Below are 20,437 nucleotides of genomic sequence, written 5' to 3'. Positions count from 1 at the left end.
CCGTGAGCTGTTATGCGGTCTTCAACCCATTTGTCGGACCGGCCGGGCCCGGCCCTTCGTCCATGGTGTTGACCATGAAGTACGCGGCCCGCTCCAGGTAATCCCAGAGCGTCGCGTGCTGGTCGGCCGGGAGGTCGAGGCTGTCCACGGCCCGGCGCATGTGGTGCAGCCAGGCGTCTCGCTCGGCCGGGCCGACCCGGAAGGGCGCGTGCCGCATCCGCAGCCGGGGGTGCCCGCGCTCCGCCGAGTACGTGTTGGGGCCGCCCCAGTACTGCATCAGGAAGAGCGTCAGCCGCTCCGCGGCCGGGCCGAGGTCTTCCTCCGGGTACAGCGGGCGGAGCAGTGGATCGGTGGTCACCCCCGCGTAGAACTCGTCGACCAGCTTGCGGAAGGTCGGCTCGCCGCCGACCGTGTCGAAGAAGTTCACCGCTCTATCTTGCCAGGGAGCCTTACCTGCTCGACGACGTCACGTGCGTCACCCTGGTGCGCGCCGTTTCGCCGGGCCGGCTGGTCGAGGGGCGCCGGCGGCGGCGTGGCACCCGGCTGGGTGCGGGCGGCGGCGACCGCCGTGGCGTTGAACCGGTCGGCGCTCGGCCACTGGGTCGAGGCGAGCAGGATGAGCACCACACCGGCCAGGCTCCAGAGCCCGACCACGCGAGGGATCGGATTGTGCTCGGCGAGCACGCCGGTGGCCAGCACAGCCGCGCCCTGCATGATCTGGGTGCCGCTCTGCATCACGCCGAACGCCCGGGCCCGAAACCCGTGCGGCAGCGCCTGGACGAACAGGCCGTTGGCCGCGGGCATCATGCCGGCGACCGCGAAGCCGCAGATCGCGGCCATCACCGCGATGCCCATGGCCGAAGGGCTGAATAGCGCGGGCACGAGCGAGAGCGGCGCGATCACGGCGAACGGGCGGATCAGCGCGCGCCGGACGTCGGGCCGGAGCAGCCGAGCGGTCACCAGGCCGCCGATGATGAAGCCGGTCGGGCTGGCGGCCATGATCACGCCCTGGGAGAAGCCGCGTTGCGCCTCGCTGTCGCCGAGCGTGGCGGCCCAGGCGGCGGCCAGGCCCTCGGGCACGATCGCGAAGAGCATGGCGGCGAATACGAGCACGGCGATCGAGCGCAGCACCGGCGTGCCGAAGACGATGCGGAAGCCGTCGGCGGTCTCCCGCAGCAGGTGGCTGCGGTGTGCCGCGGTCATGGCCGGCGGTCGCGCGCGCACGCCGAGGCGGATCAGCACCGCGGAAATGGCGTAGGTGCCGGCGTCGATCGCGAGCGCCAGCCGCGGGTTGACCGCCGCGATGGCGGCGCCCGTCAGATAGCCGGCGACCTGGGCGGCCTGGCCGGTGGTGAGGTTGACCGAGAGGCCCACGACCAGCCGGTCACCGGCCAGGATCAGCGGGAGCAGCGCCGAGCGGGCGGCCTGGGACGGCGGGTTGGCCAGCGTGCAGAGGAAGATCACGACGAGGAGCAGGGGCGCCGGCATCTCGATGAGCGCGAGCAGCGCGACCAGCACCATGCGGAACAGGTCGGCGCTGACCATCACCGCGCGGTACGGCGAGCGCTCCGCGATGGTGGCCAGGACCGGGCCGCCGAGCAGCCAGGGCAGGTAGCTGATCGCGAACGCGGCGGCCGACATCGCCACGGATTGCGTCTGGTCGTAGACCAGCACCGTGACCGCTGCCTTGGAGATGTAGTCACCGAACCAGGACAGCGCGCTCGCGAGGTAGACCGCTCGATACTCGGACTGGCTGAACACCTCGCGGAAGGTGGCCTGCCGTTCGGCGGCGGCGTGTGCCTCGTCGGACACCGGGGAGCCTCCATCGTCCCATCTGGCTGTCACTTGTGGTGACGTCGCCGCGCGGAACGCTATCTAGACGGAAAGGCGAGATCGTCGTAACGCTCCGCCATGGAGCTATTCACGAATTCTGCCCGATCGTCTGACAACTCGCTAGGGCGAACGGATGGTCCGTCGCCTTGACGACTGAACGAACGGACGATACCCGACTGTCCACCTGGAGCGCGACCCGCGTACGACGGTTCCCTCATCCGTGCCGCGTGGTTGGGGTCCTACGTGGCCCCGCCCCGGGTTTCGCCCTCGCCGGTCGGGGCGGCGGGACGCGGGTACATGCGGGTGGCGGCGATCCGCGCGGTGATGCCGGCGGCGTCCAGCGCCTCGGTCAGCCGGCGGCGCAGCTCGCGCCCGACGTCGAACTGCCCGTCCGCGGTGGTCTTCGCGACCGTGCGGATCACCGCGCCGTCCACAGTGATCTGCTCGACGCCCAGCACGTCCGGCGGCTCGACGAAGTGGCCCGCCAGGTCGGGGTCCTCGGCGACCTCGGCGGCCGCGGCCCGCATGACCGAGGTGGCCTCCTCGACCCCCGCGAAGCCGATCGGCATGTCCACGATGACCATCGCCCAGCCCTGGCTCTTGTTGCCGACCCGGATGATCTCGCCATTGCGGATGTACCAGAGCACGCCCCGCGCGTCCCGCACGGTGGTGATGCGCAGCCCCACCGCCTCCACGACGCCGGTCGCCTCGCCCAGGTCGACGGTGTCGCCGACGCCGTACTGGTCTTCGAGCAGCATGAAGATGCCCGAGAGGATGTCCTTGACGAGCGACTGCGCGCCGAAGCCGAGCGCGACACCGGCGATGCCCGCGCTGGCGATGAGCGGCGCCAGGTTGAAGTTGAGCTCGGAGAGGACCAGCAGCACGGCGATCGCGAAGACCACCGCGGTCACGGTGTTGCGCAGCACCGAACCGATCGCCTCGGCCCGCTGCCGGCGCCGCTCCGGCACGACCGCGGCGGGGTCGGTGGCGGGCGCGCTCGGGATCCGCTCGCGCAGCGGCCGCAGGATGGTCGGCACCGAGGTGTGCGCCGACGTGCGGACCAGCCGCTTGATCATGCGGTGGACGACCCACCGGATCAGCATGGCGATGAGCAGGATCAGGATGATGCGCAGCGGCTTCACGATGATCCAGAAGCTGCTCTCGGAAAGCCACGCGTTGCCGGTCCACTGGTACATCTGCTTGCAGATGGCATCCTCGCGGCAGTCCACCCCGATCGTCGGGGAGGGCGTGGGGTCCACGGGCGCGGCGAGTAGAGCGGCAATCACGCCTGCCTTAGTACCGCACCGGCGGCGCGAAGGCACGGCGGGGGCAGGCGGGCTGCGGCACTTCTCACCGGATAAACCGGTCATCTTGCCACGGGATACCTAAGCTTCACGAGGTGGGCCCCGAATAGTACGTGCAATTGCCGTACCTGTAAGGGACTATTGGCGCACGGACGCCGGTGATCTGCCGGCGGCGGCCGCGGTCACCGACGGCCCGCGGCGGGCTGGGCTTGACAGGAGCTGGTCTGCACGACCTGGAGAGGTGAGCGCGATGCCTGACATACGACCCTCAGTGGGCTCGGGAGCATTAGTTCTCAATGCCACTTACGAGCCGCTGTGTGTCGTGTCAGTGCGAAGAGCCGCGATCCTTGTCCTGTCCGCCAAGGCGGTGTGCGTCGCCGACGGCGACGGCATGCTCCACAGCGCCCGCCACGATCTCCCAGTGCCCTCCGTGGTCCGGCTGACACGCTACGTGCGCGTGCCCTACCGCAGCCACGTCGGCCTGTCCCGGCGGGCCATCTTCGCCCGCGACGGCTGGCGCTGCGCCTACTGCCGCGGCCCGGCGGAGACTATCGACCACGTCTTCCCGCGCAGCCGCGGCGGTCGGCACGCCTGGGAAAACGTCGTGGCCGCCTGTGCCAAGTGCAACCACACCAAGGGCGACAAGACGCCGGCCGAGCTCGGCTGGCGGTTGCACGCGCTCCCCTCCGCGCCGAAAGGCATGGCCTGGCGAGTACTGGGGCACCGCGCCCCGGACCCACGCTGGGCCAACTGGCTCGACATCCCTGAAGCGGCGTAGACGCCGCTTTTGTTGTCTGTGCCCGCGCTTTACGCCTTCTTCGCGCGCACCAGGGACGCGAAGACGACCACGTTGTCCTCGTAGCCTGTCTCGCCGCCGACCCATCGCCCGCCGCAGGTGATCAGGCGGAGGCCGGGGCGGCTGAAGTCGGCGTAGATGCGGCGGACCGGCAGCTTGGTCTTGCCGAAGCGCTCCACGGTGTTCACCTCGAAGACGGCCACCGAGCGGTCTCGCCGCGTGATCTCGATGGTCGCGCCCGGCCGCAGCCGGCGCAGGTCGTGGAAGACGGCCGGCCCGGTGCGCGTGTCGACGTGCCCCACGATGATCGCCGGACCGAACTGTCCCGGCGTGGGGCTCTCGTCGTACCAGCCGGCCTCGTGCCGCCGGGTCGCCGCCGGCACGGCGATGGTGCCGTCGTCGGCCAGGCCCACGCCGTGTACCGGCGCCCGCAGCCGGAGCGAGGGGATCACGATGCGGGTCGGGCGGCTCGGCTCCAGCACCGGAAAGGCCCGGGGCGGCGGCTTGCCCTCCGGCTCCCACCACGACGGCAGCTCGATCTGGCCGAGCCCCAGCCCGATCGTGAACACCCCGACCGCGACGAGCGCCCCGGCGGCGAGCCGGGTGCCCACCGGACAGGCCCTGGGCTACGCGCGGCGGCGGCGCAGTGCGAGCAGCCCGACCCCGGCCACCACGGCGGCGATCCCGCCGCCGGTGAGGACCAAGGGGGTGCTCGTGCCACCGGCCGTACCGCCGCCGCCCGTGGCCGGACCCTTGGTGGGGTTGTCCATGCCGAGGACGTACATGGTGGTGGTGGCGGTGCTGCCGTTCGCGCAGGAGAGCTTGACGTCGTAGTCGCCGGGCTTGGTGCCGGTGGGGATCGTCACCGCGGCCACGACGAACCCGTGCTCGGGCGCCATCTTCACCTCGCCGAAGGCCTTCGACTTGGCGACCGCGTCGTTCAGGTTCTCCTGGCAGCTGCCGCGGACGCCGACCCGGTAGCCGGGCTGGATGCTGCTCGGGTTGACTTCGACCCAGGCGCCGTCGGCATAGGCGGGTGCGGGCAGGGCCAGGCAAGCCATGGCCACCATGCCCAGGGCCGCGGCGGAGCGACCCAGCGTGTAAGCCCTCATGAGAAGGATCTTCGCACCGGTCCGCGACAAATTGGGGAAAACCGGTCAAGTTACCCTTGCGTGCTTCTCCGGAAATTCGAGGTGCGAACCGCTCGCCGCGATCTCCCGCAGGCGGGTCAGCCCGGCGTACACGTCGACGAAGCGGGTGTAGAGCGCGCCGAAGCCCAGCCGCAGTCGGTCGGGCGTGCGGAAGTCGGGCACCACGCCGGCCGCGCGCAGCGCCTGGCTCAGCTGCCACGCCCGCGAGTGGTGGAGCGTCACGTGCCCGCCGCGGCGGATGCCCGCGCGCGGCGACGCGAGCGCGAAGCCGTGCGGCGCCAGCCAGGCGTCGCTCATCTCGATCGCGAACGCACCGAGCGCCGTGCCCTTCTCCGCGATCGCCCCGATGCCCGCCTCGGCGGTGAGCCGGGCACCCTCCAGCGCCGCGTACGCGCCCAGCACCGGCGGGGTACCCACCTGGAAGCGGTCGATCGAGTCCACCGGGTCGTACACGGCGCCCATGTCGAACTGGTCGCGCTGCCCGAACCAGCCCCAGATCGGCTGCCGCAGGTCGCGCTGGAGGTCGCTCCGCACGTAGAGGAACGCGGGCGCGCCGGGGCCGGCGTTGAGGTGCTTGTAGGTACACCCGACGGCGAGATCGACCCGGGCGGAGCGCAACGGCACCCGGACCGCGCCCGCCGAGTGGCTGAGGTCCCAGAGGACGAGCGCGCCCACCTCGTGGACTGCCGCCGTGACGGCCGCCATGTCGGCGAGCGCGCCCGAGCGGTACGCGACATGCGAGAGCGAGACCAGTGCCACGTCGTCGTCGAGCACCTCCCGCACCGCCTCGGTGGAGACGCCGAGGTCGATGTCGGTCTTCACCACCCGCAGCTCGTCGGCCAAGCCCTGGAGGATGTACCGGTCGCTGGGGAAGTTGTCGTCGTCGGTGACGATCACGCGCCGGCCGGGGCGGGCGGCGCAGGCGGCGACGGCGAGCTTGTACAGGTTGACGCTCGTCGAGTCGGAGAGCACCACCTCGCCCGGCGCGGCCTCCAGCACGCCGGTGGCCAGCACGTCGCCCACCTCGCGAGACAGCGTGATCCACCGGTCCCAGCCGCGGATCAGGTCGGCGCCCCACTCGTCGATCGCCCGGTGCAGACGTTCCCTTGTGGACACGGGGAGGCGCCCGAGCGAGTTGCCGTCGAGGTACACGAGCTCCTCGTCCGGGATGACGAACCGTTCGCGGAAGGGCGCCAGCGCGTCGGCGGCATCGAGTTCGCGGGCACGCGCGAGAAAGTCCGTCACCCGGTAGAAACTAAGGGACATGGCTGATCTTCACGACCTCACCGCCCTCGAGCAGGCCGGTGCGATCCGCCGGCGCGAGCTGTCCAGCGCCGAGCTCGTCGAGCACTACCTCGCCCGGATCGAGGCGCACGGCGACACGGTCGGTGCGTTCGTCACGGTTACCGCCGATCTGGCGCGTACCCAGGCCAAGGCGGCCGACGAGGCGCCGGACGAGGGACGGCCGGCGCTGCACGGCGTGCCCACCGCGATCAAGGACCTGACGATGACGGCGGGCGTGCGCACGACGTTCGGATCGGCCGCGTTCGTCGACTTCGTGCCGCCGCTGGACAACGACGTGGTGGCCCTGCTCCGCGCGGCCGGCACGGTCAGCCTTGGCAAGACCACCACCTCGGAGCTGGGCGTCTCGCTCTACTCGGAGGGCAAGGTCGCCCCACCGGCCCGCAACCCGTGGGGCCTCGACTACACGGCCGGCGGCTCCAGCGGCGGCGCGGCCGCGGCGGTGGCGGCCGGGCTCGTGCCGTTCGCCCAGGGCTCCGACGGCGGCGGCTCGGTGCGCATCCCGGCGGCGCTGTGCGGGCTCGTCGGGTTCAAGCCCAGCCGCGGCGTGGTCTCCGGCGGCCCGCTCGGCTTCGGCGCGTTCGGTCTGCCGACGCCGGGCCCGATCGCGCGCACGGTGGCCGACGCCGCGGCGATGCTCGACGCGATGGCCGTCCCGATGCCCGGCGAGCCCTACCTCGCCCCGCCACCGCCCGAGGGCGGCTACCTCGCCGCGGCCCGGCGCACCGGCCCGCGGCTGCGGGTGGGCCGCTTCACCACCCCGATGCTCGCCGGCGACCAGCCCGTCGACCCCGCCTGCGCGGGCGCCGTCGACATCGCGGCCGCCGCGCTGGCCGCGGCCGGCCACGAGGTGGTCGAGGTGGCCTCGCCGCTCGGCCCGGAGGTCTGGCCGCTCTTCGAGATCATCTGGTACGTGCTGGCGCTCGCCCCCGTGCCGCCCGAGCAGGAGTCCGAGCTGCTCCCGCTGACCCGGCTGATGCGCGAGCGGGGGGCGGCGGTCACCGTGCCCCAGCTGATGACCACGCTTTCCGCGCTCCAGGTCCAGGTGCGCCGGGGGATGCGTGCGACCGCCGGGTACGACCTGCTGCTCTGCCCCACGCTCGCGGCGCCGCAGGCCCGGGTCGGCTCGTTCACCGAGTCCGGTGACCCGGCGCTCGACTTCGACATGCAGCGGCGGTTCTCGCCGTACTGCGCGGTGTTCAATGTCACCGGCCAGCCCTCGGTCTCGCTGCCGGTGACGCAGGCCGGCGGGATGCCCGTGGGTGTGCTGCTGACCGGCCGGCCCGGCGCCGACGGCACGCTGCTCGCGGCCGCCGCCGAGCTCGAGTCGTCCGTCGGATGGGGCGATCGGCACCCCGAGATATGGCGGGCAACGCCCTCCGCTACCGTGAACGGCGTCTGAGTCAGGAGTGTTGTCCGTGTCTGTTACCGAGACGGTGCTCGTCTTCGCCGGCATACCGCTGGCGATCGTGCTCGTGATCTCCGGGCTGGCCGCGCTCGGTGGCGGTCACGCAGCCAAGCGCTACCGGCCGGGGCGCCCGTTCGAGTTCGCCCCGGTGTGGTTTCTTTCCGCGCCGGAGCAGCTGGCCGGTGCCCAGGCTTCTGGCTCCCACGCCTCGCACGGGGAGCTGCCCGCCGGCACATCGTCGTCCCAGGCGGCGCTTCCCGCGGGCTCCGCGGTAGAGCAGGGCGGCGAGCTCGTCGCGGCGCCCACGCGGATCGGAGCGACGGGAGGCGCAAGTGACCGGTGGTGACAAGCCGGCCGAGGGCGGCACGGCCGTGCGGACCGGCGTGCTCGACGGGCCGTTCAACACCCGGCAGCTGTTGCGCCTCGACGAGGCGCTGCGCGTGGCCGACCGTTCCACGGGGCTGACCTTCAGCGTCTACATCGGAGACCTCGACGAGCCGGTGCGCGGACACGCGGAAAAGCTGCACGCGCAGCTCGCCGACCCGGACCGCTCGGTGCTCGTCGCCGTGTCGCCCAACCAGCGCGTGCTGGAGATCGTCACCGGTGCCGTGGCCCGCAAGCGCATCCTCGACCGCGAGGCCAAGCTGGCGGCGCTGTCGATGGTGGCCGCCTTCGGCGGTGGCGACCTGGCCGGTGGCGTGATCAGCGGCCTCGACCAGCTGGCCACCCACGCCGGCCGCAGCGGCCGCGACTAGCCGCGATACTCCGAAATCGCGTAGCAAGCCTCGTCGTCGAGCGCCTCTTTGACGTGGTCGATCGTGATCTTCGTCGGGTGGCCGTCGGCTGGGTCGCTGGTCAGCTCGGCGAGGTCCGCGTCGTTTCGGCGGGCTTCCTCGAGTTCGTCGAGGAGCTGGCCCAGCGTCGGTGGGGTCAGCTCGGTGCTCTCCAGCGACCGCTTGTCGGATTCGCCGATCCCCTCGGCCTTGGTGACCTTGCCGTCTTCGACCGTGATCCGGAAGCGCCCGATCAGTGGCCGCTCGCCGCAGCTCGACTGGAGCACGTACGTATAGCTACCCGGCTCCTGCCACGGTGGCGTGGCTTTGGACGTCTCGGCGCATCCAGCGACGGTGAGCACGCCCAGCAGGGCCACCACTATCCTCATGGCCCCTTCGACGCCGCCGGCACGCGGGGAGTTCCGTACGGCTAGCGGGTGCGGCCGTAGAGCAGCTTGACGACCTTGACGATGCGGTCGACGTCTTTGGGGGTGCGCTCGAAGGTCTGCGCGGGCAGCAGCGACGGCCCGCGGCGCCGGGTGATCGCCTTGGCCCGGCCGAACTCGCGCAGCCCGTCGTCGCCGTGGATCCGCCCGAAGCCGGAGTTGCCGACGCCGCCGAACGGCAGCGTGGACATGCCGACGAAGGTGAGCGTCGAGTTGATGGCGCTCATGCCGGAGCGCAGCCGCCGCGCGATGGCCACCGCACGCCGCCGGCCGAAGACCGAGCCGCCGAGGCCGTACGACACCGCGTTGGCGAGCTCGACCGCCTCGTCCGCGTCGCGCACGCGGCGGATGGTGAGCGTCGGGCCGAAGGTCTCCTCCCGCACGGCCGCCGAGTCTTCGGGCACGTCGACGAGGATGGTCGGCTTTACGTAGGGCGGCTGGACCGACTCGGGGCCGCCGAGCACCGCCCGGCCGCCGCGGGCCAGCGCGTCGTCGATATGGCGGCGGATGATGTCGAGCTGGGCGGGCATCGTGATCGGGCCGATGTCCGCGCCACCGCCCGGGCCCACGGTGAGCTTTTCGGCGCGCTCCACCACCTTGGCGACGAAGGCGTCGTAGACCGGCTCCACCGCGTACACCCGCTCGATGCCGATGCAGGTCTGCCCGGCGTTGGTGAGCCCGCCCCACACCGCCGCTTCGGCGGCCTTGTCGAGGTCGGCGTCGCTGTCGACGATCATCGCGTCTTTGCCGCCGGCCTCCATCAGCACCGGCGTCAGCGTCTCGGCGCAGGCGGCCATCACCTTGCGGGCGGTGGCCGACGAGCCGGTGAACGCCACCTTGCCCACCCCGGAGCGGCAGAGCGCCGCGCCCACGTCACCCAGCCCGTGGACGATCTGGAACACCGGGTGCTCGGGCACCACCCGCGCGAACGAGTCGACGAGCCACTGACCGACCGCCGGCGTGTACTCGCTGGGCTTGTAGACCACCGTGTTGCCGGCGGCCAGCGCGTAGGCGATGGAGCCGAGCGGCGTCACGACCGGATAGTTCCACGGGCCGATGACGCCGACGACGCCGAACGGCTGGTACTCAAGGTGGGCGGAGAACTCGGCGAGGACCAGCCGGGTGCGCACCCTGCGCGGGCCGAGCACGCGGCGGGCGTTGCGCGCGGACCAGTCGACGTGGTCGATGGCCGCGACCGCCTCGACGATCGCCTCGGCGACCGGCTTGCCGGACTCGCTGTTGACAAGGTCGGCCAGCTCGGTGATCTGCTGGGCGAGGAGGGCGCGCCAGCGCAGCAGCCGCTCCTTGCGCCCGGCGAAGCCGAGGCCGGCCCACCAGCGCCCGGCCTCACGCGCCCGCTCGACCGTGCTGACCACGTCGTCGGGGCTGGCCACGGGAAAGCGGCCGGCCTCCGCGCCGGTCGCCGGATTGGTGGAGACGAGCTCGCCGTCTTCGATCCAGGGAGCACCGGGCGTGTGCACAGCGGTCATGTCTCGGCAGTCTAGACCCAAACTTACCCGCCGGTAAGGGCATTGCTATGCGATACATAATAATCTCGTGACGGACCCCGAAGCGTTGGCCGCGATCCAGGCCTGGACGCGGCTGGACACGGCGATCGGCGCCTTCAACCGGCGGCTGGAGCGGGAGCACGGCGTCACCGGCGCCCAGCTGGCGATCCTGCGCATGGTCCGGGAGTGGTCGAGTGGCGGCGACGGGGTGGCGCTCTCGGCCATCCGCGAGCGCCTCGTGATGCACCCCGCGACGCTGGGCCAGCTCCTCGACCGGCTGGGAGCCCGCGGCCTGGTCGACGTCTCGCCCGATCCGGGTGACCGCCGCCGCCGGCTGGTCCGCCTCACCGGGGAGGGGGAGCGGCTCGTCGAGGCGGCCCCGCTCGCCGGCCCGGTGCGCCTGCGCTACCAGCCGGCCGACCGCACGACCCTGCGCCGCCTGGCGCAGGCGCTAGACGACGCGATCATCCTCTTTGGACTGGAGGGATACGCGCGGGGCGAGCTAGGTCAAGATCGGCCCCGAGGTTGGCGGCGGACCCGCGGCGGGTAGGCACCCCGGCCGCGGAGACGCCGCACCGGATCGCCGCGCCGGAGCCGGCCCAACGCCTGGCTGACGCTGGGCTGCGCGACCGCACACCCGCCCAGGCCGCACTGGCACCATTTCCAACGATTGCAGTCGCGCTAATGGCGATCAAGGAATTGCCGGCAGCGGGGCGATCTTCTTCACGTAGCTTGACCGGGTGCTCCCCGCGGACGCGGGAAGCAGGTTGCCACCCAACAAATAAGCACCCACTGGCTGCGGCACACCACGCTGACCTGGGTCGAGCGCACGTTCGGCTACCCCGATCGATCGTGGTTCCGGCCGCCCGGCGAGCGGCCGTTATCCGGGAATGGATCAAATCTCCCTGGCGCCACGAACTGGGCTGGGTCGCGTCCCTGCCCGCCCTGTCCAACGAGCGGCTGCGTGACCTCATCGCCATCAACGACTGGCTGACCCGCACCGACGGCGGTCAAGCCCCCGTGGTTCCGGTCCGTTACCGGTCGGCGGAACTGTTCGGCGACGAGAAACGCCTGGACAGCATGGCCCGCACCAATCTCTTCGGACCGGGCCGGCTCACCCTGCCGCTGCTGGCCTGCGTACGCAAACCCGCGCCCCTACCGGCAGTCGTGGTCGGCGAAGGACCCGACGTGCTGGTAGTCGAAAACAGCGACACCTACTGGGTCGCGGTAGACGCCCTCGCCGACCGATCCGACCACCCGGTCGGCGCCGTCGCGTGGGGGAGCGGCAACGCGTTCCCATCTCAGGTCGCCGTGCTCGGTGTCGACCTGGCGGGCCGCGGACCGGTCACCGGCCGCGTCTGGTACTGGGGAGACCTCGACCCCAGCGGGGTCGCCATCGCCACCGACGCGGCTGCCGCCGCCGTCACAGCCTCTGCGCCGCCTATCCTTCCCGCCACCGGACTGTGGGCCGCGATCGCTCTGGATTTCGGGTCGACGTTCATCCGATCGGGTCGCCGCCGCGTATTTGCTGTCGTCGACAAGTTGTCGACGACAGGGCCCCAGCTGCCCTGCCCGGTAGGGCGGCGACGGGACACGCGATGTCAGGGAGGTTTTGTGCAGGTCGTCCGTCTGGGGCTCTTGGGGCGCCGCGTGTCGGGTGCCGCTCTCGCCTCCCTGGCGTTGATCTTTCTCGTGCCGCAGGCGGCGCGGGCTGAACCGGGTGTTCCGGTGCCGCCCAGCGAGCTCATCCCCGACAAGGCCAAGGGCACGGTCGCGGCCGCGGACGAGGACCTGGTTGTCAAGGTCCGGCTCGCTGGCCTGTGGGAGATCCCGGCCGGACAGATGGCGCAGGAGAAGTCGAACAATCCGCGGATCCAGCAGATCGGCCGCAACATCGCCGACCAGCACGAGGTGCTTGACCAGCTCGCCCGTAACGCCGCGCAGAAGCTGGGCATCGACCTGCCCGACGAGCCGAACAGTGACCAGCGGGGCTGGCTGGACGAGATGCGCGCCGCGGACGGCGAGCAGTTCGACCAGATCTACATCGACCGGCTGCGGGCGGCGCACGGCAAGATCTTCCCAGCGATCGCCACGGTACGGGCGACGACCCGCAACGACACGGTGCGCAAGCTCGCGCAGCAGGCGAACCAGTTCGTCGCCACCCACCTGACTCTGCTGGAGAGCAGCAACATCGTCGACTTCAAGGCCCTGCCCACCGCCCCCAACCCGAACCCCAACGTGAACGCGCCGGCGGCGGCGAATCAGGTGGTGGCCGTAGCCAACGACAGCCGGTTGTCGACGACGAACCTGCCCGTGATCCTCGGCGTGCTCGTCGGCGGTCTGCTCGTCGGCGGTTTCGCGACAAGCCGCCTAATCGGCAACCGCCGCCGGACGGATAACCGCCGCCGGACCTACCGGCACTGGTGACCGCCTGCCGGATGGTGGCAAAGGCTGCCAGCGGCCCAGCCCCGACGGCGGCTATGTCCTGGCGGAGGGCCTGCCGCTCGCCTTCCCGCGGACGAGGAACACCGCGACCGCGGCGAAGACGATGAACACGATCGTGGCTAGAGCGGCCAGCGTTGACCAGCCGTTGGCCTGCTGGGTGTCGACCGCCTGGTCGACGCCGCCGGTGGACAGGAACGTCGACGGGTCGGTGAGCGCATGCAGCACGATCGCGGCCCAGACCGTGCCGGTGACCCGCATCGCCAGGTACATACACACGCCGAAGCAGAAGGTGTATGTGACTACCAGCCATAGTTGACACTTCCCAGCGCGAGTTGGCACAGCAGGCTGGCGCTATCGCGGGGGGCCGGCTCGGTAGATAAGCACCGCGCGGACGTAGCGCAGCTGGTCGACCCATTCTTTGGTGAATACGTTCAATGCGAATCGGCAGAAGAACCCCGGTCCGGACGGACCGGGGGTGCTGCGTTGACGGAGTGAGCGATCATGAGATTGTGCCCGACTTGACATTGCCGGAGGCCGCGTTCGTTCTCGCTCATCCTTCGTCCGGATGGCGTCACCCACGCTGGTCCACTGTCGAGGTCCTGGTCGGTGCCGCTGCCCTGGCGGAGCTTTATCTCGGCGAGCGGATCGAACTCGACCCGGACGGCGTGACCCTGAAGGTTCGATCGTCGGCACCATCCGGCGACCCGGTGCTCGACGAGGTAGTCGCCCGCATCACTGGCTCCAATGCCCGTTCGCCGGTCGAGTGGCTGGGAGAGCTCGCACCCTCCGTGACTGCCGCCGTCCTGGCGCGGCTGCGCGAACGGGGCCTGTGTGAAGCCGACGGGCCGCTCGACGTGCGCTGGACGGGGCTCGATGTCGAAAAGGACCTCCGCCGCCCCACTCGGGAAGCGCTCACCTCGGCGCTGCGCGATGGTGACGTGCACGCCAGCGTGGTTGTTCTGGGCACACTGTTGGCGGGTGTTGGCCTGGCGGGTGTGGTGGCGTCGTTCGGTACGAAGCGCCAGCTGCGCCGCTTGGCCAAAGACGACTGGCTGGCGGTGTCGATGCGCAGCTACGAGGGCTACCTCATCAACGTGGCCCTCGGCACCACCAACCGTGTCTATGCTCCTGCGGAGTCCGTGGGCAAGCGGCTACGAGGAAAGCGGATGGCAGTTTGTTTCGTCCTCCTCCTGATCGGTGCTGGGATCGCGACCGTCGCGCTTGTCGAGCAGAGCCGCCAGGAGGCGAACGCCAAAGCCCTGCGTGATCAGGGCACGCCCATGATGGCCGACGTCGTCAGCCGCAGCGACCACCCCCAAGGCCGGTACGAATCTCTCGTCGAGTCGAAACTGACGCTCGTGTACCGGTATGCCGACAAGCCGTACCGGACACAGATCGCATGCATCGGAACTTGCCCGGCGCAGGGCGACCAGACCCGCATCATGGTCGACACCTCACAACCGCGCGTCTTTCTGACCGAGTGGGGCGAGTTCACCGACGTGTCGCCGAGAAGCGACATGGCGATTCTGGCCGGCGGGGCATTGATAGTGGTCGGTCTAATCGGTGCCGTCGGCGTGCTGATGCCGGAGACTTCCGGGCCGCGTCTGCTGCGCCCTCGTCGGGGCTCTTGACGAAGCCGAGCCAGTCTTGCGAAGGGCCGGCCGTCTCCGACTTGGACTGAAGATTTCGATAACGTCTCCGTTGGAGAGCGTCGACTCCAGCGGCACCGGCTTGCCGTTGACCCGGGCGCCGATGCACTTGTGGCCGATCTCGTGTGCATCGCGTACGCGAAGTCGACTGGGGACTCGTGAATTTTGGAGCCTGGGCTGCGGTGGGGGAACTCCGGGTGGGAGAAGTGACCGAGGCGAGCCGGCGGTGCGTGAGATGGGCCACCTGGCGCGGTCGGGCGGGCGGGACGTGGCAGACTCGCGCGCATAACCTTAGCGAACGTTAGGGGCATCGCTGTGGCGCGTGAGATCAGCACCGTGGGCGTAGTCGGTCTGGGCACGATGGGTGCGGGGATCGTGGAGGTCTTCGCGCGCAACGGGATCGACGTCGTCGCGGTCGAGGTGGCCGACGCGGCGCTGGAGCGGGGGCGCACCACGCTGGTCGGGTCGACCGACCGGGCCGTCGCCAAGGGCAAGCTGGAGCCCGCTGACCGGGACGCGTTACTGAGCCGGGTCAGGTTCGCCGTCGGGCTTGGGGCCCTGCGGGACGTGGACCTCGTCATCGAGGCGGTGCCTGAGCACCTCGACCTCAAGCAGCGGATCTTCGCGGAGCTCGACCGGGTCTGCAAGCCGACCGCGATCCTCGCCACCAACACCTCGTCGCTGAGCGTGACCGAGATTTCGGTGGCCACGCACCGGCCCAACCAGGTTGTCGGCATCCACTTCTTCAACCCGGCGCCGATCATGAAGCTTGTCGAGGTCGTGCGTACGGTCGTGACGGCGCCAGAGGTGGTGGCCGACGTCGAGGCGCTCTGCGAGCGGCTGGGCAAGGTCGACGTGACCATCAACGACCGGGCTGGGTTTATCGCCAACGCGTTGCTCTTCGGCTACCTCAACCACGCGGTGACGATGTACGAGGCCCGGTACGCCAGCCGGGAGGACATCGACGCGGCCATGAAGCTCGGCTGCGGGCTGCCGATGGGGCCGCTGGCGCTGATGGACCTGATCGGGCTCGACACGGCCTACGAGATCCTCGACACGATGTACCGGCGGGGCGGACGGGACCGGCGGCACGCACCGGCCCCGCTCATCAAGCAGATGGTCACCGCCGGGCTGCTCGGCCGGAAATCCGGGCGCGGCTTCTACACCTACGAGAAGCCGGGCTCCCCGGTGCTCGTACCAGATAAGCAAACGCCGACCGCGACGGCGTCGGCGACGGCCGACGGCGCGCGTGGGATCGCGAAGGTCGGCGTCGTGGGGTCCGGGACCATGGCCACCGGGATCATCGAGGTGTTCGCGAGGGCCGGGTACGAGGTGGTGTCCGTCACGCGCGGCGCGGAGAAGTCGGCGCGGGTGTGCGAGGCGGTCAAGCGTTCGCTCGACAAGGGTGTGGTGCGGGCGAAGCTGACCGAGGCGGAGCGTGACGCGGCGCTGGGCCGGGTCAACTGGTCGGCAACGCTGGAGCACCTCGCCGACGTCGACCTGGTGGTCGAGGCGGTGGTCGAGGAGCTCAGCGTGAAGCAGGCGCTCTTCGCCTCGCTCGACGAGATCTGCAAGCCCGGCGTGGTGCTCGCGACCACGACGTCGTCGCTGCCGGTCATCCAGTGCGCGATGGCCACCCAGCGGCCGGCCGACGTGGTGGGGCTGCACTTCTTCAACCCGGCGCCGGTCATGTCGCTGGTCGAGGTGGTGCACACCATCCGCACCTCGCCGGAGGCGCTCGCCACCGCCCGCGCGGTGGTCGCGGCGCTGGGCAAGACCGCCGTGGTCTGCGCCGACCGGGCCGGCTTCGTGGTCAACGCGCTGCTCTTCCCGTACCTCAACGACGCGGTCCGGATGCTCGAGGCCAGCTACTCGACGGCCGACGACATCGACCACGCGATGAAGCTGGGGTGCGGCTACCCGATGGGGCCCTTCGAGCTGCTCGACGTCGTGGGGCTCGACGTGGCGCTGGCCATCCAGCGAGAGCTCTACCTGGAGCTGCGCGAGCCCGGCTTCGCACCCTCGCCGCTGCTGGAGCACCTTGTCACCGCCGGCTACCTGGGCCGCAAGGCCGGCCGCGGCTTCCGCGACCACACCTCGCCGTGATCAAAGGTCCTCTCAAGCCGTTCTAACTGCTTGAGAGGACCTTTGATCACGGCGAACGTAGCTGTTACCTTTTCCCGCCCTGGTTCGTCATGGAGTCATGAACGAGTACGACTGGATGGCCGAGCGCTTCGAGGCGCACCGCGGTCACCTGCGCGCGGTGGCGTACCGGATGCTCGGCTCCCTCAGCGAGGCGGACGACGCGGTGCAGGAGGCGTGGCTCAAGCTGACCCGCGCCGACACGAGCGACGTCACCAACCTGGGCGGCTGGCTGACGACCGTGGTGGGGCGTGTGTGCCTGGACATGCTCCGCTCCCGCAGGGCGCGGCGTGAGGAGCCGCTCGGCGTGCACGTCCCTGACCCGATCATCAGTAGCGCGGACGGCCTCGACCCGGAGCAGGAGGCGCTGCTGGCCGACTCGGTGGGGCTGGCGCTGCTCGTCGTGCTGGAGCAGCTGGCGCCCGCGGAGCGGCTGGCGTTCGTGCTGCACGACACGTTCGCCGTGCCGTTCGAGGAGATCGGCCCGATCCTCGGCCGTACGCCGGCCGCCGCCAAGCAGCTCGCCAGCCGGGCCCGCCGGCGGGTGCGCGGCGCGGAGCCCACGTCGGACGGTGACCTGGCGAGCCAGCGCGCGGTGGTGGAGGCGTTCCTGACGGCGGCTCGCGGCGGCGACATGGAGGGCCTGCTCGCGATCCTCGACCCCGACGTGGTCGCCCGGCCGGACACCGGTGCGGTGGTGCACGGCGCCAGGGCGCTCGCCACCAACGCCATCACCTTCGCCCGGTACGCGAGCGCGGGCCGGCTGGCGCTCATCAACGGTGTCCCGGGGCTCATCGCGATGGACGGCGAGCGGGTCAGGTCCGTCATGGCGTTCACTATCCGTGGCGGGAAGGTAACCGCATTGGACATTCTCGTGGACCCGGATCGCCTTGCCAGACTGGACATCAGCCCACTCGGGTAGTGACGGACAAACCCGTATTGGCCATGTTGGGAATGACCGGTAACCTGCGGGACGGCCCAGGTAGACCTCACCCCGACAGGAGACCTTGTGCCTGCCGCGAAAGCCGTCCCGATGTTCAGCCCGGAGCTCCGCCGAGGACTCGGCCGGCTGCTCGCCCTCGCGCTGCTGGTGACCGTCGGCCTGGTCGCCTCACCGGCACAGGCCGCGGCCAACCTGGTGCAGAATCCGGGCCTGGAGTCGTTGGACGCCAACGGTTTCCCGGTCTGCTGGGAGCGGTCGGGCCAGGGCGACAACACGTATACGACGGGTGTCACCACCGACGCGCGCACCGGCAAGCGGGCCATGCGGGTCAACGTCACGCGGCTCGTGTCCGGCGACCGCAAGGCGATGATGCTGGAAAACGCGCAGTGTGCTCCTCGTGTCACTGACGGTCACCAATACGACCTCTCCGTGTACTACAAGTCGACGACCGCGGCCAACGCGCTGACGCTCTTCCGCCGCGACACCAAGCTCGGCTGGCAGTACTGGATGGATCCGGCCACGCTCCCGGCCACCGCCACGTGGCAGCGCAAGGTGGTGCGCACGCCGCCGGTCCCGCCGAACACCGACCGGATCACGTGGGGCGTCAGCATCTACGGCGTGGGCACCCTCACCACCGACGACTACTCGATGGTCGACGCGAGCGCGCCGGCGCCCACGCCCAGCGGGTGCACCGACGCGGCCGGCTGCACCAAGGGCAAGTGGCAGGTCATGCCGTACGAGTCGACGGTGCGCGGCGTCCACGCCGTGATGCTCCACAACGGCAAGGTGCTGCTCGTCGCGGGCTCCGGCAACGACCCCAACGCCTTCGCCGCGGGCACCTTCAAGACCGCCGTGTACGACCCGGCGAGCGGCGCCTTCACCAACGTGCCCACGCCCAAGGACCTCTTCTGCGCCGGTCACGTGCAGCTGAAGGACGGCAAGGTGCTGGTGATGGGCGGCACCAAGGACTACGCCAAGGCGGACGGCACGGTCGGCTACAAGGGCTTGAAGAACTCCTACGTCTTCGACCCGGTCACCAACACGTACACGGCCACCAACGACATGCTCGCCGGCCACTGGTACCCGTCCGCGACCATCCTCGGCAACGGTGACGTGCTCTCGCTCGGCGGCCTCGGCGAAGACTCCACCGGCACCACGACCACCGACTACTACAGCGCCGCACAGGGCAAGTGGCTGGGCGACGTGCAGCAGACCTGGTCGTGGTGGGGCCTGTACCCCGCGATGGTGCTGATGCAGGACGGCCGGCTCTTCTACACCGGCAGCCACACGTTCGGCAGCGGCCTGCCGGGCACCGGGGCGTCCATCTACAACTACGGCACCAAGGCCATCACCGACGTGCCCGGCCTCCAGCGCAAGGACGAGCGCGACCAGTCGATGAGCGTGCTGCTCCCGCCGGCGCAGGCGCAGCGGGTCTTCACCGTCGGCGGTGGCAACGGCGACGAGGGCAAGACCGCCAACCGGCTCACCGACCTCATCGACCTCAAGGCGGCCAACCCTCAGTACCAGCCGGGTCCGCTGCTGCCGCAGGGCACGCTGACCGGTGGCGCGGCACAGACCGGCGAGCAGGGCAAGATGTACGTCTCGCTGGTGCTGCTGCCCGACGGCACGGTCTTCGAGACCGGTGGCGGGCTGCACAACAGGGCCGACCCGGTCTTCGAGGCGTCCATCTTCGACCCGCAGACCAACAAGTTCCGCGAGGGCATGGCGACCGACCCGGTGCCGCGCACGTACCACTCGTCGGCGTTCCTGCTGCCCGACGGCCGCGTCATGGCGGTCGGCGACAACCCCGGCAACGGGTCGTTCGACAACCGCATCTCGATCTACTCGCCGCCGTACATGTTCAAGGGCGCGCGGCCGGCGATCCAGACCGTGGCCAACACCAACTGGGGATACGGCACCACGCAGCGGATCACCGTGAACTCGGCGGTGACCCGGGCGTCGCTGATCCGTCCGGCGGCCGTCACGCACTCGTCCGACCCCAACCAGCGGTTCGTCGAGCTGCCGATGACGGTCAACGGCAACACCATCGACCTGAACGTGACGAGCAACCCCAACCTGGCCCCGCCCGGCTGGTACATGCTCTTCGTGCACAACGCCAACGGCGTACCGTCGACCGCCAAGTGGGTCAAGCTCGGATGAGTCGCCTGGCCGCGTGGCTCAAGGCCCGCAGCCGCCGCGAGCAGTACGGGATCGCGGCGGTGGCCGCCGTGCTCGTGCTCGCGACCGCCGGCGTGGCGGTGGCCGGTGGAAGCGACCGCGACATCCTCTGGTTCGACGGCACGCCCGCCGCGGCGCCGGCCGGCGAGCAGGCGCCGGAGAGCGGCGGCGGCGCGGAGCCGGGGCGGGGCAGCGGTGCCCAGCAGCAGGCCGGGCCGGACGAGTCGCCACCGCCGTACGTGCAGCCGTTCGCCGAGCAGCCGGGCGCCAAACCGCGCGCGCCGCAGCCGTCGCCGACCGCGGGCGTCGACATCGCCGAGGGTACGGACGGTTGCGACCACGCATACGGCGATCGCGACGTTTGCGTGCCGTGGGAGTTTCCGGCCGGTGTGTCTGACAAGTGCGCTTGGCTTCGAGAGAGGGGATTCGAACCCCTTAAGATCACAGGTGGGCGCGACCGGCACGGCCTCGATCGCAACGGCGACGGGACCGCGTGTGGCGCCGGAGACTGACCGTTTTTCGTGCCCAGTAACGGGGACTCGTACCCAGCAAAGGGGAT

20 protein-coding genes and 1 pseudogene are annotated in these 20,437 nt (G+C 70.7%); 11 read left to right on the top strand and 10 right to left on the bottom strand.

Translation table 11 applies throughout. The annotated features are described in order from the left end of the window. Positions 1 to 10 precede the first annotated feature (10 nt). The 3 genes from AC5L36_RS30210 to AC5L36_RS30200 all read right to left on the bottom strand — a co-directional run bounded on the left by AC5L36_RS30210 (position 11) and on the right by AC5L36_RS30200 (position 3,116). Positions 11 to 427, bottom strand: a complete 417-nt coding sequence (locus tag AC5L36_RS30210) for a globin (protein ID WP_441219787.1) — start codon at positions 425 to 427, stop codon at positions 11 to 13. After that, entirely contained in the window at positions 424 to 1,812 is a 1,389-nt protein-coding gene (locus tag AC5L36_RS30205; protein WP_441219786.1) for an MFS transporter, read from the bottom strand. Before AC5L36_RS30205 ends, AC5L36_RS30210 begins: the two co-directional genes overlap by 4 nt. A 260-nt stretch (positions 1,813 to 2,072) precedes the next feature. After that, positions 2,073 to 3,116 carry a mechanosensitive ion channel family protein gene (locus tag AC5L36_RS30200; protein WP_494909378.1) on the bottom strand — a complete coding sequence of 348 codons (1,044 nt, stop codon included), beginning with the start codon at positions 3,114 to 3,116 and terminating at the stop codon, positions 2,073 to 2,075. A 271-nt stretch (positions 3,117 to 3,387) separates the two neighbouring features. Here AC5L36_RS30200 and AC5L36_RS30195 point away from each other — a divergent pair, with 271 nt between their 5' ends. Next, on the top strand, positions 3,388 to 3,915 hold the full coding sequence (locus tag AC5L36_RS30195; protein WP_441219784.1) for an HNH endonuclease: 528 nt from the start codon (positions 3,388 to 3,390) through the stop codon (positions 3,913 to 3,915). A gap of 29 nt (positions 3,916 to 3,944) precedes the next feature. Here AC5L36_RS30195 and AC5L36_RS30190 read toward each other — a convergent pair whose 3' ends face one another. The 3 genes from AC5L36_RS30190 to kynU are packed head-to-tail and all read right to left on the bottom strand — an operon-like array spanning position 3,945 to position 6,329. Then, the gene (locus tag AC5L36_RS30190; protein WP_441219783.1) at positions 3,945 to 4,544 is read right to left on the bottom strand and encodes a class F sortase; all 600 of its coding nucleotides are present in this window, start codon (positions 4,542 to 4,544) and stop codon (positions 3,945 to 3,947) included. Between the two features lie 15 nt (positions 4,545 to 4,559). After that, positions 4,560 to 5,045 (bottom strand): GVDTG sorting domain-containing protein, encoded by a 486-nt coding sequence (locus AC5L36_RS30185; RefSeq protein ID WP_441219782.1) that lies wholly within the window; start codon positions 5,043 to 5,045, stop codon positions 4,560 to 4,562. Positions 5,046 to 5,090: 45 nt separating this feature from the next. After that, a complete protein-coding gene (gene kynU / locus AC5L36_RS30180) occupies positions 5,091 to 6,329 on the bottom strand; it encodes a kynureninase (protein ID WP_441219781.1) in 1,239 nt (412 codons plus the stop codon). Between the two features lie 19 nt (positions 6,330 to 6,348). Between kynU and AC5L36_RS30175 the strand changes: the two genes are divergently transcribed. From AC5L36_RS30175 to AC5L36_RS30165, 3 genes are read left to right on the top strand one after another with little or no spacing between them, the layout of a single operon-like run. After that, a complete protein-coding gene (locus tag AC5L36_RS30175; protein WP_441219780.1) occupies positions 6,349 to 7,788 on the top strand; it encodes an amidase in 1,440 nt (479 codons plus the stop codon). 16 nt (positions 7,789 to 7,804) lie between these two features. Then, entirely contained in the window at positions 7,805 to 8,140 is a 336-nt protein-coding gene (gene ctaJ / locus AC5L36_RS30170) for an aa3-type cytochrome oxidase subunit CtaJ (protein ID WP_441219779.1), read from the top strand. Beyond that, entirely contained in the window at positions 8,127 to 8,549 is a 423-nt protein-coding gene (locus tag AC5L36_RS30165) for a DUF5130 family protein (RefSeq protein WP_441219778.1), read from the top strand. Before ctaJ ends, AC5L36_RS30165 begins: the two co-directional genes overlap by 14 nt. Here the strand turns inward: AC5L36_RS30165 and AC5L36_RS30160 are convergent. Both AC5L36_RS30160 and AC5L36_RS30155 read right to left on the bottom strand, forming a co-directional pair. Next, positions 8,546 to 8,956 (bottom strand): DUF6174 domain-containing protein, encoded by a 411-nt coding sequence (locus AC5L36_RS30160; RefSeq protein ID WP_441219777.1) that lies wholly within the window; start codon positions 8,954 to 8,956, stop codon positions 8,546 to 8,548. The genes AC5L36_RS30165 and AC5L36_RS30160 overlap by 4 nt on opposite strands. Positions 8,957 to 8,997: 41 nt before the next feature. Then, positions 8,998 to 10,503, bottom strand: a complete 1,506-nt coding sequence (locus tag AC5L36_RS30155) for an aldehyde dehydrogenase family protein (RefSeq protein ID WP_441219776.1) — start codon at positions 10,501 to 10,503, stop codon at positions 8,998 to 9,000. Positions 10,504 to 10,570: 67 nt separating this feature from the next. Here AC5L36_RS30155 and AC5L36_RS30150 point away from each other — a divergent pair, with 67 nt between their 5' ends. After that, positions 10,571 to 11,071, top strand: coding sequence for a MarR family winged helix-turn-helix transcriptional regulator (locus tag AC5L36_RS30150; RefSeq protein ID WP_441219775.1), 501 nt, complete (start codon positions 10,571 to 10,573; stop codon positions 11,069 to 11,071). 302 nt (positions 11,072 to 11,373) lie between these two features. Then, positions 11,374 to 12,948 (top strand): DUF4142 domain-containing protein, encoded by a 1,575-nt coding sequence (locus AC5L36_RS30145; RefSeq protein WP_441219774.1) that lies wholly within the window; start codon positions 11,374 to 11,376, stop codon positions 12,946 to 12,948. A 51-nt stretch (positions 12,949 to 12,999) separates the two neighbouring features. Here the strand turns inward: AC5L36_RS30145 and AC5L36_RS30140 are convergent, their stop codons facing one another. Continuing rightward, positions 13,000 to 13,305, bottom strand: a complete 306-nt coding sequence (locus AC5L36_RS30140) for a CPBP family intramembrane glutamic endopeptidase (protein ID WP_441219773.1) — start codon at positions 13,303 to 13,305, stop codon at positions 13,000 to 13,002. 95 nt (positions 13,306 to 13,400) lie between these two features. Between AC5L36_RS30140 and AC5L36_RS30135 the strand changes: the two genes are divergently transcribed. Then, positions 13,401 to 14,597, top strand: a complete 1,197-nt coding sequence (locus AC5L36_RS30135) for a GOLPH3/VPS74 family protein (protein ID WP_441219772.1) — start codon at positions 13,401 to 13,403, stop codon at positions 14,595 to 14,597. Here AC5L36_RS30135 and AC5L36_RS30130 read toward each other — a convergent pair. Continuing rightward, positions 14,587 to 14,770, bottom strand: a pseudogene (locus AC5L36_RS30130) (TGS domain-containing protein); the annotation flags it as partial. The gene AC5L36_RS30135 and the pseudogene AC5L36_RS30130 sit on opposite strands and share 11 nt — an antisense overlap. 205 nt (positions 14,771 to 14,975) lie before the next feature. Between AC5L36_RS30130 and AC5L36_RS30125 the strand changes: the two are divergent. From AC5L36_RS30125 to AC5L36_RS30110, 4 genes are all read left to right on the top strand, one after another. Further along, positions 14,976 to 16,721, top strand: coding sequence for a 3-hydroxyacyl-CoA dehydrogenase family protein (locus tag AC5L36_RS30125; protein ID WP_441219980.1), 1,746 nt, complete (start codon positions 14,976 to 14,978; stop codon positions 16,719 to 16,721). A 97-nt stretch (positions 16,722 to 16,818) separates the two neighbouring features. Next, positions 16,819 to 17,679, top strand: coding sequence for a sigma-70 family RNA polymerase sigma factor (locus tag AC5L36_RS30120; protein WP_441219771.1), 861 nt, complete (start codon positions 16,819 to 16,821; stop codon positions 17,677 to 17,679). Between the two features lie 87 nt (positions 17,680 to 17,766). Beyond that, positions 17,767 to 19,860, top strand: a complete 2,094-nt coding sequence (locus AC5L36_RS30115; protein WP_441219770.1) for a galactose oxidase early set domain-containing protein — start codon at positions 17,767 to 17,769, stop codon at positions 19,858 to 19,860. After that, positions 19,857 to 20,390, top strand: a complete 534-nt coding sequence (locus AC5L36_RS30110) for a hypothetical protein (RefSeq protein WP_441219769.1) — start codon at positions 19,857 to 19,859, stop codon at positions 20,388 to 20,390. The genes AC5L36_RS30115 and AC5L36_RS30110 overlap by 4 nt, the downstream gene beginning before the upstream one ends. The last annotated feature ends 47 nt before the right edge of the window (positions 20,391 to 20,437 follow it).

It is taken from the genome of Phytohabitans sp. LZ39, assembly GCF_059359075.1.
This window is presented reverse-complemented; position numbering and strand designations above follow the sequence as displayed.

Coding starts and splice junctions, on each gene's coding strand:
- AC5L36_RS30195 (WP_441219784.1), top strand. CDS start 3,388: ATGCCTGACATACGACCCTCAGTGGGCTCGGGAGCATTAGTTCTCAAT.
- AC5L36_RS30185 (WP_441219782.1), bottom strand. CDS start 5,045: ATGAGGGCTTACACGCTGGGTCGCTCCGCCGCGGCCCTGGGCATGGTG.
- AC5L36_RS30175 (WP_441219780.1), top strand. CDS start 6,349: ATGGCTGATCTTCACGACCTCACCGCCCTCGAGCAGGCCGGTGCGATC.
- AC5L36_RS30160 (WP_441219777.1), bottom strand. CDS start 8,956: ATGAGGATAGTGGTGGCCCTGCTGGGCGTGCTCACCGTCGCTGGATGC.
- AC5L36_RS30155 (WP_441219776.1), bottom strand. CDS start 10,503: ATGACCGCTGTGCACACGCCCGGTGCTCCCTGGATCGAAGACGGCGAG.
- AC5L36_RS30135 (WP_441219772.1), top strand. CDS start 13,401: ATGCGAATCGGCAGAAGAACCCCGGTCCGGACGGACCGGGGGTGCTGC.
- AC5L36_RS30125 (WP_441219980.1), top strand. CDS start 14,976: ATGGGTGCGGGGATCGTGGAGGTCTTCGCGCGCAACGGGATCGACGTC.
- AC5L36_RS30120 (WP_441219771.1), top strand. CDS start 16,819: ATGAACGAGTACGACTGGATGGCCGAGCGCTTCGAGGCGCACCGCGGT.
- AC5L36_RS30110 (WP_441219769.1), top strand. CDS start 19,857: ATGAGTCGCCTGGCCGCGTGGCTCAAGGCCCGCAGCCGCCGCGAGCAG.